The sequence below is a fragment of the Bradyrhizobium sp. PRIMUS42 genome (assembly GCF_023006515.1).
In the GTDB taxonomy this organism is placed as follows: domain Bacteria; phylum Pseudomonadota; class Alphaproteobacteria; order Rhizobiales; family Xanthobacteraceae; genus Bradyrhizobium.
Window position 1 is genome coordinate 1 of the sequence record NZ_JALBGZ010000111.1, and the last position, 11,998, is coordinate 11,998.

The 11,998-nt window shown below is 64.9% G+C and carries 12 protein-coding genes and 2 pseudogenes; 7 read left to right on the forward strand and 7 right to left on the reverse strand.

What is annotated here, in order from left to right; genetic code table 11:
* Nucleotides 1-239, forward strand: a pseudogene (locus tag MOV75_RS11800) (enoyl-CoA hydratase); the annotation flags it as partial.
* 3 nt (nt 240-242) lie between these two features.
* On the opposite strand, the gene MOV75_RS11805 reads toward MOV75_RS11800, so the two are convergent.
* Both MOV75_RS11805 and MOV75_RS11810 read right to left on the reverse strand, forming a co-directional pair.
* Nucleotides 243-509: a hypothetical protein gene (locus MOV75_RS11805; RefSeq protein ID WP_246920996.1), complete on the reverse strand. Its 267-nt coding sequence runs from the start codon at nt 507-509 to the stop codon at nt 243-245.
* 206 nt (nt 510-715) lie between these two features.
* On the reverse strand, nt 716-1,600 hold the full coding sequence (locus tag MOV75_RS11810; RefSeq protein ID WP_246920999.1) for a LysR family transcriptional regulator: 885 nt from the start codon (nt 1,598-1,600) through the stop codon (nt 716-718).
* A 111-nt stretch (nt 1,601-1,711) separates the two neighbouring features.
* Between MOV75_RS11810 and MOV75_RS11815 the strand changes: the two genes are divergently transcribed.
* The 4 genes from MOV75_RS11815 (at nt 1,712) to MOV75_RS11830 (ending at nt 5,865) form a co-directional block, all read left to right on the forward strand.
* Nucleotides 1,712-3,079, forward strand: coding sequence for an FAD-dependent oxidoreductase (locus MOV75_RS11815; RefSeq protein WP_246921001.1), 1,368 nt, complete (start codon nt 1,712-1,714; stop codon nt 3,077-3,079).
* 36 nt (nt 3,080-3,115) lie between these two features.
* Nucleotides 3,116-4,120: an ABC transporter substrate-binding protein gene (locus MOV75_RS11820; RefSeq protein WP_246921004.1), complete on the forward strand. Its 1,005-nt coding sequence runs from the start codon at nt 3,116-3,118 to the stop codon at nt 4,118-4,120.
* A gap of 157 nt (nt 4,121-4,277) precedes the next feature.
* Entirely contained in the window at nt 4,278-5,051 is a 774-nt protein-coding gene (locus MOV75_RS11825) for an ABC transporter ATP-binding protein (protein ID WP_247005760.1), read from the forward strand.
* Complete coding sequence (locus MOV75_RS11830) at nt 5,044-5,865, forward strand: ABC transporter permease (RefSeq protein WP_247005762.1); 822 nt, start codon at nt 5,044-5,046, stop codon at nt 5,863-5,865. The genes MOV75_RS11825 and MOV75_RS11830 overlap by 8 nt, the downstream gene beginning before the upstream one ends.
* A 111-nt stretch (nt 5,866-5,976) precedes the next feature.
* Here MOV75_RS11830 and gtdA read toward each other — a convergent pair whose 3' ends face one another.
* Complete coding sequence (gene gtdA / locus MOV75_RS11835; RefSeq protein ID WP_246929764.1) at nt 5,977-7,017, reverse strand: gentisate 1,2-dioxygenase; 1,041 nt, start codon at nt 7,015-7,017, stop codon at nt 5,977-5,979.
* Nucleotides 7,018-7,225: 208 nt separating this feature from the next.
* Between gtdA and maiA the strand changes: the two genes are divergently transcribed.
* On the forward strand, nt 7,226-7,858 hold the full coding sequence (gene maiA, locus MOV75_RS11840) for a maleylacetoacetate isomerase (protein ID WP_246929765.1): 633 nt from the start codon (nt 7,226-7,228) through the stop codon (nt 7,856-7,858).
* Nucleotides 7,848-8,360, forward strand: coding sequence for a MarR family winged helix-turn-helix transcriptional regulator (locus MOV75_RS11845; RefSeq protein ID WP_246929766.1), 513 nt, complete (start codon nt 7,848-7,850; stop codon nt 8,358-8,360). Before maiA ends, MOV75_RS11845 begins: the two co-directional genes overlap by 11 nt.
* A gap of 165 nt (nt 8,361-8,525) precedes the next feature.
* On the opposite strand, the gene MOV75_RS11850 is transcribed toward MOV75_RS11845, so the two are convergent.
* The 4 genes and pseudogenes from MOV75_RS11850 to MOV75_RS11865 all read right to left on the reverse strand — a co-directional run.
* Nucleotides 8,526-10,139: a benzoate-CoA ligase family protein gene (locus MOV75_RS11850; RefSeq protein ID WP_246929767.1), complete on the reverse strand. Its 1,614-nt coding sequence runs from the start codon at nt 10,137-10,139 to the stop codon at nt 8,526-8,528.
* On the reverse strand, nt 10,136-11,275 hold the full coding sequence (locus MOV75_RS11855; protein WP_246929769.1) for an FAD-dependent monooxygenase: 1,140 nt from the start codon (nt 11,273-11,275) through the stop codon (nt 10,136-10,138). Before MOV75_RS11855 ends, MOV75_RS11850 begins: the two co-directional genes overlap by 4 nt.
* Nucleotides 11,276-11,468: 193 nt before the next feature.
* Nucleotides 11,469-11,684, reverse strand: a complete 216-nt coding sequence (locus MOV75_RS11860) for a hypothetical protein (RefSeq protein ID WP_028175115.1) — start codon at nt 11,682-11,684, stop codon at nt 11,469-11,471.
* Nucleotides 11,685-11,803: 119 nt separating this feature from the next.
* Nucleotides 11,804-11,998, reverse strand: a pseudogene (locus MOV75_RS11865) (hypothetical protein); the annotation flags it as partial.

An 11,998-nucleotide genomic window follows, 5' to 3' on the forward strand; every position in this document is an offset into this window, starting at 1 on the left:
CCGAACTCGAGGCCGCAGGCCGCAAGGTGGTCGAGCAATTGCTCGCCAACGGACCGGACGCGATGGCCGAGACCAAGCGCCTCGCGCTGGAGAGCTCGTTCGGCGGCATGGCGGTGGACGATGCCGCCTACACGCGGCTGGTGCACCTGCACTCACTCAAGCGCCAGAGCGCGGAGGCCGCGGAAGGGCTGGCCTCATTCGCCGAGAAGCGGGCCGGGAATTGGGGTGCGAAAAGCTGAGGCTCAACAGCCGCGGCAGATGTTGTTGATGCTGCGATAGACCGCGTCGTCGTCCTGTCGCATCTGGCGCAGCGTTTCGAGCGTCGTGCCATCGTTGGTGGGCGCGGCCGGCTTGCGCTTCGCTGCGAGCTCTTCCTCCTGCCGCTTGTAGCAGGCCTCGCGCTCGGCCTTGGCCTGAATGAAGCGGCAGTTCTGCTCCACGGCTGCGGCGGGAGTGACGGAGATCGCGAGGGCGAGCAGGGCGGGGAGAGAGAACTTCAAGAGTGGCATATCCATTCGTTGAACGAAGTTGCTTGTCGTCGCCCGGCTTGACCGGGCGACCCAGTACGCCGCGGCTGCTCCGTATGCGCTCGACGTCTCTGGAATACTGGATCGCCCGGTCAAGCCGGGCGCGATGACAGCGGAGCTTGGCGGTCCTTCTCTCAGGTCCGCTCTGTCAGAGCAACCTCGATCTTGCGACAACGGCGTGGCACAGCCTACAGCGACGGTGCTAGCGACGTTTTCAGCAGTGTCAGCAGCGCCTGCACCGCGGCGGCATTGCGTCGCCGCTCGGGGATCGCGGCCTTCACCCATAATTCCGGTATCGGAAACTCGCGCAGCACCGGCTTGAGCGTGCCCTCGCGCAAGGCATCGGCAACGAGATAATGCGAGAGCAGCGCGATGCCGTTACCCGCGATGGCGCTGCGCGCCAGCACGTGTCCCTCGTTGGAGGAGAGCAGCGGGGTGACCTGGATGCTGATGCGCCCGCGCGGTCCGTCGAAGACCCATTCCGGGCCGGTCGGCAGGAAGCTGAGGCAGCGATGCTCGACGAGATCGCGCGGATGTTTTGGCGTGCCATGCTTCTTCAAGTATGCCGGCGAGGCGCAGAGCAGCCGCTTCAGCGCGCAGAGCGGTTCGTCGATTACGCCGCCGAACGAATGCGGGAAAGCGCCGATCGCGATATCGAAGCCTTCGGTCACGGGATCGACCGGGCGATCGATCAGTACGATATCGAGCTTGAGCCTGGGATTCTCGGTCTGGAACGCGCTGAAGGCGTCGGCGAGCCGTGCCACCGTCAGCGAGGTCGGCGCCTTGATGCGGAGGTGATCGACGAGATCGTGGCCCTTCTCGCCCATGCGCGAGAGCAGGTCGGTGGCGTCAGTCACAACGCCGCGGGCACGATGCACGTAACGCTGTCCGGCTTCGGTCAGGCGCAGCTGTCTCGTCGAGCGGTGAAACAGCGGCGTGCCGATCCGCGCCTCCAGCTGCGTGACGCGCTTGGCCACGACCGAGGTGGAGACATCGAGCTTTCGCGCGGCGGCGGAGAAGCCAGCCGCGTCCGCGGTGGCGAGGAAGGCCTGCAGGTTCACCAGGATGTCCATGTCGACCTTTCTCGATTCGCGAAAGCTGATCGCGTATTTTGGTGGATTGTAGCTCCGTCCGCGTTAATTCATAGTCGGCGCCAAGCAAGAGATTTCGGGAGCGGACGCGCCATGCGGGCCACAATGATCGAAGAACCGGCACGACAGGTGCCGCTCTATGGCGAATACGAAGTCGTCGTGCTCGGCGGCGGTCCCGCCGGCATCATCGCGGCGGCTTCATGCGCGCGCGCCGGGCGGAAGACGCTGCTGATCGAGCGCTACGGCTTTCTCGGCGGCATGGGCACCGCGGCCGGCGTCACCAATTTCTGCGGCCTGCATGGCAATGTCCATGGCGAGCATCGTCGGCTGGTGCAGGGCATGGCGTCGGAGCTGCTGGCGCGGATCGATCGGCTGGGCGGCCTCAACACGCCGCATCTGATCCTCGGCAAGGTCTTCGCCCAGGCCTATGACACCGCCGCCTACAAGATCGCGGCCGACGAGCTTCTCGCCAGTCACAAGGTGCACATCCTCTTCCATGCGCTCGGCGCCGGTGTCGTGATGAACGATGACAGCCGCATCGACGCGCTGATGGTCGAGACCAAGGCCGGCCGGCGGGCGGTGCGATCGGAGATCTTCATCGATTGCTCCGGCGACGGCGACCTCGCGGTCTGGGCCGGTGCGCCGTTCGAGATCGGCGACGAACACGGCCATCCGCTGTATCCATCGATGATGCTCCGCCTCAACGGCGTCGACCCTGACAAGGCCGGCGAAGCGTGGCGGACGATCCCGCAATTGATGGAGAAAGCCACCGCAGCCGGCACGCATAAATTCCCGCGGAAAAGCGCGATCGTGCGACCGCAGAAATCCGGCATTGAATGGCGGGTGAACTTCACGCAGGTGGCGCGCGCGGATGGCCACGCTATCAACGGCGTCGAGCCCGACGATCTCACCCGCGGCGAGATCGAGGGCCGCAAGCAGGCGCTTGCCGCGTTCGAATTCCTGCGCAGCGCTGTCCCGGGCTTTGAAAAGTCCTACATCGTCGATCTGCCGCCGCAGCTCGGCATCCGCGAGACGCGCCGCATCAAGGGCGGCTACCAGCTCAGCGGCGAGGACGTGCTTGGCTGCGCTTCGTTTACGGATTCCATCGGCGTCAATGGCTGGCCGATCGAGGCCCACGTGCCCGGAGACGTCGTCTTCACCTTCCCGCCGATCCCGGAATCGCGGGGTTACAACGAGCTGCCGTACCGGATGCTGGTGCCCGAAGGCGTCGATAATCTCCTGGTCGCCGGCCGCTGTGCCTCGATGACCCATGAGGGCCAGTCGGCGGCACGGGTTTCCGGTGCCTGTTTCGTGATGGGCGAGGCCGCCGGTTCCGCCGCGGCGCTGGCGCTGTCCGGAAACAGGATCCCACGTGACATCCCCGTTGAAAAATTGCAGGAAACGTTGAAACAACAGGGCGCCTTCATCGGCCGGGATCAGCCCGTCCCTGAGGGCCTGTAACGGACTGCTGAGAGAAACGACGAGGGAGGAAACGGGATGATCGGGATTGCGCGGCTCGCGGCAGCCAGTCTTTTGGCGATCATGGCAATGGGCACGGCCCGGGCCGAAGACGCGCTCAAGGCCAAGATCGGCGTGCTGCGCCTGTCGTCCTCCGCGCCCGTCTTCATCGCGCAGGACAAGGGCTATTTCCGCGAGGCCGGCCTGGAGGTCGAGCTGAAATTCTTCGACGCGGCGCAGCCGATCGCGGTCGCCACCACCTCGGGCGACGTCGATTTCGGCATCACCGCCTTCACGGCAGGTCTCTACAACCTCGCGGGCAAGGGCACGCTGAAGGTGATCGGCGGCATGAGCCGTGAGAAGGCCGGCTATCCCCTGATCGGCTATTTCGCCAGCAACAACGCCTATGCCGCCGGGCTGAAGACGCCAAAGGATCTCGCGGGCAAGCGCGTGGCGATGACGCAGGTCGGATCAAGCTTTCATTATTCGCTCGGCCTGCTCGCCGACAAATACGGCTTCAAGCTCTCTGAGGTGAAGATCGTGCCGCTGCAATCGCTGTCGAATGCGGCGGCTGCGCTGAAGGGCGAGACCGTCGATGCGGCGCTGCTGCCGATCTCCACGGCGCGGAAGCTCATGGACGAGGGCGGGGCGAAGTTCCTGGGCTGGGTCGGCGACGAGACGCCGTGGCAGCTCGGTGCGGTGTTCGCCTCGCCGAAGACGCTGACCAACAAGGTGTTGGTGACAAAACTTCTCGGCGCGCTCGCCAAGGCGGATCGCGAATATCACGACGTCATCCTCGCCGCGATGAAGGACGGCGTGGCGCCGATCAACGACAAGACCAAGCCGCTGCTGGAGATCATCGCAAAGTACACCAATCTCCCGCTCGAGCAGGTGGTCGGCAACTGCGCCTATATCGATCCCGACGGTAAGCTTGACGTGAAGAACGTCGACAACCAGATCAAATGGCTCCAGGAGCAGGGATTCGCGGACAAGGGCTTTGACGCGGATGCGATCATCGCCAAGGATTATGTGAAGGCGGATTGATCGATGTTGCGAGCTCCCCTCTCTCCCCGTCATCCTGAGGTGCGAGCGAAGCGAGCCTCGAAGGATGCACGGCCCGGCTGTAGCGGGGCCGTCGCCCTTCGAGGCCTCCGCTTCGCTACGGCACCTCAGGGTGACGGATCACGGTAAAGGACGTGAGATGGACCTGATCGCCAACCACATCACCCATCGCTTCGGCGATCTCGCCGTGCTCGACGATGTCTCCTTCACCGTCAGCGCCGGCGAGGTGGTGGCGATCGTTGGACCCTCCGGCTGCGGGAAGAGCACGCTGCTGTCGATCCTCGGCGGGCTGTTGCAGCCGACCTCGGGCGCGCCTGAGCTGCGCGGCTCGCCGCCGGCGGACAGTCTCAATCCGCTGACCTTCGTGTTCCTGGATTTTGCGCTGCTGCCCTGGGCGACGGTGGAGGAGAACGTCGAATTCCCGCTGCTGCACACCCAGCTTTCGGCCGCGCAGCGCCGCGCGCTGGTCGACGACGCCTTGCGCCGCACGAGCCTGACCGATTTCCGCAAAACCTATCCAAAGCAGCTCTCCGGCGGCATGCGCCAGCGCGTCGGCATTGCGCGCGCGCTCGCGGTGAGGCCCGCCATTCTGCTGATGGATGAGCCGTTGTCGGCGCTGGATTCGCAGACCCGCGAATTGCTGATGGAGGATTTCGTCCGCCTGCTCGCCGATGGCGGCATGGGCGCGGTCTATGTCACCCATAATCTGGAAGAGGCGGCGCGGCTCGCCGACCGCATCGTGGTGCTGTCGCGCAGGCCTGGCCGCATCCGCGAGGTCGTGACCGTGCCGATGACGCGCACGGCACGCGGTGAAGCTGCGGCACGCGAAAAACTGCTGGCGCTGCAGAACCAGATCTGGTCGCTGATCCGCAATGAGGCGATCGATGCCGAGCGCGAGGTCCAGCATGCTTGATCGCGCGCCGGGCGAAAGCGCGAAGGACACCGCGACAAGGCGCGTCCGCTTTCGCGGCGCCGGCTTCGTGCCCGCGTCGAGCAGGTTCGGCGGCTGGATCGCGCTCGCCCTCGTCATCGCGATCTGGCAGGCCGCTGGCAGCGTGGGCCTCGTCAATGCGCTGTTCCTGCCAACGCCCCTCGCAATTGCGCGCGCGATCTACCAGCTCGCGATCTCGGGCGCGCTGTGGCAACATTTGTCGGCCTCGCAGCTGCGCATCGGCGTCGGCTGGCTGCTGGGCACCGCGGCAGGGATCGCGGTCGGCTTCGCCATCGGCCTGTCGCGGCTGGCGCGCAGCGTCGGCATCACGTTCATCTCCGCGCTGTTCCCGATCCCGAAAATTGCGCTGCTGCCGCTGTTGATCCTTTGGCTTGGCATCGGCGAAGAGCCGAAGATCGCGACCATTGCGCTCGGGGTGTTCTTCTCGACCGCGATCTCGGTCTATAGCGGCGTCGACGCGGTGCCGCGCAATCTGGTCCGCATGGCGCAAAGCTTCAACGTTCCCTTCGCCACCATCGTGCGTAAGGTGATCTGGCCCGGCGCGCTGCCCGCGATCCTCGCCGGCTTCCGCATCACCGCCTCCGTGGCGCTCTTGCTCGTCGTCAGCGCCGAGATGATCGGCGCCCAATACGGCATCGGCGCCTTCGTGCTCCAGGCCGGCAATCTGATGCAGACCGATCAGCTGCTCGCCGGCGTGGTGATCCTGTCGGTGTTTGGCCTCGCGGTCGGGAAGGTGATCGGCTGGCTGGAGACGCGGCTGTTGCACTGGCGGTAGCGGCTCACCGCAGCCGTAGGGTGGGCAAAGCGCAAGCGTGCCCACCACCTCTCCATGAGTCGCGAAGACGTGGGCACGGCGCTTCGCGCCTTTGCCCACCCTACGAGACCGTCACGCGTTCCCGCGATCTTCGCGGAACAGATCCAGCTTCTGCTGCACCGGCCGATCCGAGAAGCTGAACAGCACGGCGTCCTCATCCGCCTCGTGCGTGACCCAATGCCAGCTCGGCACCACGAACAGATCGCGCGGGCCCCACTCGAATACCGCATCGCCAATGCGGCTGCGGCCGCGGCCCTCGATCGGGCAGAACACTGTGGCATCCGTCGACCGATAGCGCGCGGTCTTGAATCCCTTCGGCAGCAGCTGGATGAAGGTGCCGATCGTCGGCATCGCGAAATCGCCGGTCTCGGGATTGCTGAACTTCAGCTTCAGCCCGTGACAGGCGTCCCATTCCTGACTCGCCCTCGCCTTCTCCAGGGCTTCACGGGTGTAGGCATAGGGATAGCTGAAGATCGGCGAGGTTTTCGACGAACGCTTCACGTCGACCGGCAAGAGATTGTGGCCGTAGCGCGCAAAGCTGTCGCCGGCAGGCCTCGTGATCTTCTGCTGGTCTTCTTTCGAGCCTTCCGCAAAAGAGCAGTCGAAGAACTGCACCAAGGGGATGTCGAGGCCGTCGAGCCAGAACATCGGCTCGCTGGTCTCGTTGGAATGATCGTGCCAGGTCATCGACGGCGTGATGATGAAATCGCCGGGCTCCATCGCGGTGCGCTCGCCGTCGACCGCAGTGTGGGCGCCCTTGCCTTCGAGCACGAAGCGCAGCGCCGACTGGCTGTGACGATGCGCCGGCGCGACGTCGCCCGGCACCACCATCTGCACGCCGGCATAGAGCGAGGTCGTGATCTTGGACTGGCCGCGCAAGCCCGGGTTCTCCAGCACCAGCACGCGCCGCTCGGCCTCCTTGGCGGTGATGAGCTTGCCGGCTTCCGTCATGTAGTCGCGGATGACGTCGAATTTCCACAAATGAGGCCGGCAGGCGCTCTTCGGCTCCGGCGTGATCAGATCGCTCATCACCGTCCACAGCGCGGTGAGGTTTTCGCCGTCGATCTTCCTGTAGAACGCCTCGCGTTCCGGCGTCTTGGTCACGGCTTCCATGGTTGCTGCTCCCGATCGTTTTGTTGATTGACAGTATACTGACGATCTAGGTAGCGTCAACGTGGCGAAGATTGCCAAAGCCGTCGTTCCGGGGCGGCTCGAAGAGCCGAACTCCGGTGCGCAGTTGCGCACCGGAGAACCTCGAGGTTCCAGGTTCGATGCTGGCGCATCGCCCCGGAATGACGGGGAAAGTTCAGGGAGGGTTTCGATGAAGCTGCACGGCTATTTCCGCTCCAGCGCCGCCTATCGGGTGCGGATCGCGCTGAACCTCAAGGGCCTCAAGGCCGCGCATCTGCCGCATCATTTGCGCAAGGGCGAGCAATGCGCGCCCGCCTATCTCGCCATCAATCCGCAAGGCCTGGTGCCGGCGTTGGAGAGCGATGCGGGTACAGTGCTGACCCAATCGGTGGCGATCATCGAATGGCTCGACGAGACGCACCCCAATCCGCCGCTGCTGCCGAAGGATCCGCTGCGGCGCGCCAAGGTGCGGGCGTTCGCGCTGGCGATCGCGTGCGACACCCACCCGGTGCAGAACCTGAAGGTGCTGGCGCGGCTGCGCGAGCTTGGCCTGCCCGAGGAGAAGGTCCAGGACTGGGCCGCATGGGTCAACCGCGAGGGGCTGTCGGCCTGCGAGACGCTGATCAGGGACGAGCCCGGCCCGTTCTGCTTCGGCGATGCGCCGACGCTGGCCGATCTCTGTCTGGTGCCGCAGCTCGCCAATGCGCGCCGCTTCGGTGTCGATATCTCGGCCTATCCGCGCCTGCTGGGGGCGGAAGCTGCCGCCAAGGCGCTCGCAGCTTTCGCCGATGCCGCACCGGAGAAGCAGCCCGATGCCGAGTAAGCCGCCCGCTCCGATCACGATCGATGCCGTCTATGCCGCGCCGGGCTATCTGTTCCGGCGCATGCAGCAGATCGCGGTCTCGATCTTCATGGAGGAGTGCAAGGCGTTTGACCTCACCCCGGTGCAATATGCGGCGCTGATCGCGATCCACACCCATCCCGGCATCGACGCGACGCGGCTGTCGGCTGTGATCGCATTTGACCGCTCCACGCTCGGCAGCGTGATCGAACGGCTGCAGGCCAAGGATTATATCGAGCGCAAGCCGGCGCCCGAGGACAAGCGGATCAAGCTGCTCCACCTGACGAAATCAGGCGCCGCGATCCTGCGCGAGATCATCCCCGCCGTCGAGCGCGCCCAGGCGCGCATGCTGGAGCCGCTGAAGCCCGCGGACCGCAAGACGCTGATGGGTCTGCTGGTGCAGCTCGTCGATCTCAACAACGAAGCGTCACGCGTGCCGCTGCGGGCCGAGGATGCGCTGGAGCATCTGGGGAAGGCAGGGTGAGAGTGGGTGTGTGGGGCGACGTTGGCGCCTCACGCTCATATCTCGTAGGGTGGGCAAAGGCGCCCTTGTGCCGTGCCTACGACCTCTCTCTAACGGACCAGAAGTGGTGGGCACGCTTCGCTTTGCCCACCCTACGATTGCGGTGCGTGGAACTCCGTCCTCGCCTCACATCCTCAGCAACGCCTGCCGATCGATCTTCCCCGTGCCCGTCTTCGGCAACTCGTCGATGAAGATCACCTCGCGCGGATATTTGTAAGGCAGCAGCTTGCCCTTGACGTAATCCTGCAATCGCCGCGTCGCGTCACCCTGGTTAAACGCGCGGTTGTTCATCACCACCACGGCCTTCAGCGTCATGCGGCGGTCCGGCAGCTCGGCGGCGAACACGGCGCATTCGCGGATATCGGGGTGGTCGGCGAGGCAGAGCTCGACCTCGAGCGGGTAGACCCACTGGCCCGAGATCTTGATGAGATCATCGGCGCGGCCGCGGAAGAAGTGGAAGCCGTCGGCATCCCTGATGAAGCGGTCGCCGGTGTAGATCCAGCCGCCCTCGCGGATCGTCTCGGCGGATTTGTCCGGCCGGTTCCAGTACAGCGGCGTGTTGGAATCGCCGCGGACCCACAAAATGCCTTCCTCGTTGTCGTCGACCTCGCGGCCGTCCTTGTCGCGGAGCGCGACCTCATAGCCGGGCACGCGCAGACCGGCGGCGCCGAGCTTCTTCTGCTCGGGCCGGTTGGAGAGATAGATGTGCAGCACCTCGGTCGAGCCGAGGCCCTCGACGATCTCGAGGCCGGTGAGCGTCTTCCAGCCGTTGAAGACTTCGGCCGAGAGCACCTCGGCCGCTGAGAGCGACATGCGCAGCGACGAGAAATTCGTCAGTTGCGCGCCCTCGGCCTTGGTCAGTGAGGTGTAGAGCGTCGGCAGGCCGAAGAAGACCGTCGGCCTGTACTGCTCGATCGCCGCAAAGATCGATGCGGGTTTCGGCTGGCCCGGCAGCAGCAGCGTTGCCCCTCCCGCCGAGAACGGGAAGGTGACGGAATTGCCGAAGCCATAGGCGAAAAAGATTTTGGGCACCGAGAAGCAGATGTCGTCAGGCGTCAGCCTCAATACGTTCTGCGCAAAGGCGGCCTCGCTATAGGCCATGTCGTGCTGGAGATGCACGATGCCCTTGGGCCGTCCGGTGGAGCCGGACGAGTACATCCAGAACGCCATCTCGTTGCGATGGGTGTCCGCTTCCGCCATCTCGGCCGGGAATTGCGCGAGCCATCCTGCGGCAGAGATCGCCGCGGGCGCGGCATGATCGCCCACCGCTCCGTTGACGACGATCAGCGTGCGCAGGCCCATCTCCTTGCACGCCTCCGCATTGAAGCGCGCCGCGAACTCGGCATCCGCCACCGCAACCGCCGCGCCGGAATCGGCAAGATAGAATTGCAGGAGATCCGGCGGCGTCAGCGTGTTGATCAGGAGCGGCACGAAGCCGGCGCGCACCGCGCCGAAGAAGGCAGCCGGGTAGGCCGGGGTGTCGTCGAGGAACAACAGCACGCGGTCGCCGCGCGTGAGGCCAAGCGATGCAAAACCGTTGCCCCAGCGGCAAGCCTCCGCGCAGAGCTCGGCATAGGTCCGCGTACCCGCGGGACCCAACAGCGCAAGCTTGTCGCCGCGGCCCTTGGCGAGATTGTCGAACAGCACGCGGCTGGCGTTGTAGATTTGCGGAACGGCAAAGCCGATCTCGCGTGTCCCTTCGCTGTCGGCGGGCACCTGGTCGCGAATTTCGTTGGTCATGCCTCGTCTCCGCCGTTCTTGGCCGCCTCGTACCGGGCCGCGAAAGCCGGCGACATCGCGCGCAGCCGGGAATCGTCGATACGGCCGGAGCGGGTGATGTAGCTGTAGGCGAAATCCATCAGGTCGAGCGTCATGTGCTCGGCAAAGTGCTCGTACCAGGACGCCGACGTGCGCGCGGCGTTGACGAGCTTCTCTACTACCGGTTTTCGCGCGGCCTGGTAGCGATGCAACGCGGTCGCAAGATGCGCATCCGATTCCAGCGCCTTGACCAGCGCAATGGCGTCCTCGATCGCAAGCCGCGTGCCCGAACCGATCGAGAAATGCGCGGAATGCAGGGCGTCGCCGAGCAGCACCATGTTCTTGAACGACCAATGCTCGTTCCAGACCCAGGGAAAGTTGCGCCAGACCGATTTATTGGAGACGAGGCAATGGCCGCCGAGCGTGTCCGCGAACACCTCCTCGCAGACGCCCTTGGACTGTTCGACGTCCTTGTAGGCAAAGCCGTAGGCTTGCCAGGTGGCTTGGTCGCATTCGACCAGGAAGGTGCTCATGGCCGGCGAGTAACGATAATGATGGGCGTTGAAGGCGCCGCGGTCGGTCTTCACGAAGGTCTGCGACAGCGTGTCGAACCGCTTCGAGGTGCCGTACCAGACGAACTTGTTGGAGGAGTAGGACAGCGAGGTGCCGAAATCGCCCTCGTAGGCGCGGCGCACCAGCGAATTCAGCCCGTCCGCGGCGACGATCAGATCGTGCCCATTGAGCTGGTCGATGGCGTGGACCGGCGTATCGAAGCGCGGGGTGACGCCGACGTCGAGCGCGCGCTGCTGCAGAAATCTCAGGAGCTCGAGCCGCCCGATCGAGGAGAAGCCGACCCCGTCGATGGCGACGCTGTCGCCGCCGAGGTTCAGCGTGATGTTCTCCCAGCTCTCCATATGCGGCGCGATCGCATCGACCGTTTCGGGGTCGTCGGCGCGCAGGAATTCCAGGGCCTGGTCGGAGAACACGACGCCAAAGCCCCAGGTCGCGTCGGCCGGGTTCTGTTCGAACAGGTCGACCTGATCCTCGGGGTGACGCTTCTTCCAGAGATGGGCGAAGTAGAGCCCACCGGGCCCCCCGCCAATCACGGCGATCCGCAACGTCTGCCTCCCTAATTGACAGTATACTTACTATCTAGGGGTAGACTAATGTGCTCCGGCGTCCTGCGCCAGCGGAATTATTGGCCAAGCGCGGGCGCGTCGAAGCCCATCTTCGGACACACGTTCAACGCATGTCCGAAACCGTCAGGTCCGAATCATAGCCAAACCGCGCCGGCTTGGCCATCCGCTCGGTTTAGACGCAGCGCTTTACGTAAACGCCGTTGACCAGCACCCGGGTGCAGCGGACCACCGGAACCGGCTTGCGGACAACGACAGCCGCGTTCGGGCCGGCGCAACCGGCGCGATAGACCCCGCGGGCGCACACCACCGCATTGGCATCGGTGGCCTCGAACGTCATGGTCGCTCCGAAGGCGAGGAGTGCAGAAGCAACGAGCAGCAATGAACGCATGTTGTCCTCCCGGCTTGTCGTGATCGAAATCGGATATCTGCAATCGATTTGTCGTTGCAGGCGTGCGGAAATTCATTCACCGCACGCCGCCAAACATTGACGCGCGAATGCGAACCGCATCATCTCGCCGCGAACGGAGCGAGCACGTCCTTGCACGCGGGCGATAGCGAGGCTGCCCTGTTGGAGATGCATTGAATGATGCGACCGCCGCCGGGCGCGACGCCGGCGCAGAGCGAGCGGATGTCGGCGCCGCACGCAGACCTCACGATGAACAGCTCTTCGCGCGGCAGCAAGGGGCGCAAAACGATCACGGC

Bases quoted from the DNA above. Each gene is read 5' to 3' on its own strand.
- MOV75_RS11805 (WP_246920996.1), bottom strand. From the start codon at position 509: ATGCCACTCTTGAAGTTCTCTCTCCCCGCCCTGCTCGCCCTCGCGATC.
- MOV75_RS11810 (WP_246920999.1), bottom strand. From the start codon at position 1,600: ATGGACATCCTGGTGAACCTGCAGGCCTTCCTCGCCACCGCGGACGCG.
- MOV75_RS11815 (WP_246921001.1), top strand. From the start codon at position 1,712: ATGCGGGCCACAATGATCGAAGAACCGGCACGACAGGTGCCGCTCTAT.
- MOV75_RS11820 (WP_246921004.1), top strand. From the start codon at position 3,116: ATGATCGGGATTGCGCGGCTCGCGGCAGCCAGTCTTTTGGCGATCATG.
- MOV75_RS11825 (WP_247005760.1), top strand. From the start codon at position 4,278: ATGGACCTGATCGCCAACCACATCACCCATCGCTTCGGCGATCTCGCC.
- MOV75_RS11830 (WP_247005762.1), top strand. From the start codon at position 5,044: ATGCTTGATCGCGCGCCGGGCGAAAGCGCGAAGGACACCGCGACAAGG.
- gtdA (WP_246929764.1), bottom strand. From the start codon at position 7,017: ATGGAAGCCGTGACCAAGACGCCGGAACGCGAGGCGTTCTACAGGAAG.
- maiA (WP_246929765.1), top strand. From the start codon at position 7,226: ATGAAGCTGCACGGCTATTTCCGCTCCAGCGCCGCCTATCGGGTGCGG.
- MOV75_RS11845 (WP_246929766.1), top strand. From the start codon at position 7,848: ATGCCGAGTAAGCCGCCCGCTCCGATCACGATCGATGCCGTCTATGCC.
- MOV75_RS11850 (WP_246929767.1), bottom strand. From the start codon at position 10,139: ATGACCAACGAAATTCGCGACCAGGTGCCCGCCGACAGCGAAGGGACA.
- MOV75_RS11860 (WP_028175115.1), bottom strand. From the start codon at position 11,684: ATGCGTTCATTGCTGCTCGTTGCTTCTGCACTCCTCGCCTTCGGAGCG.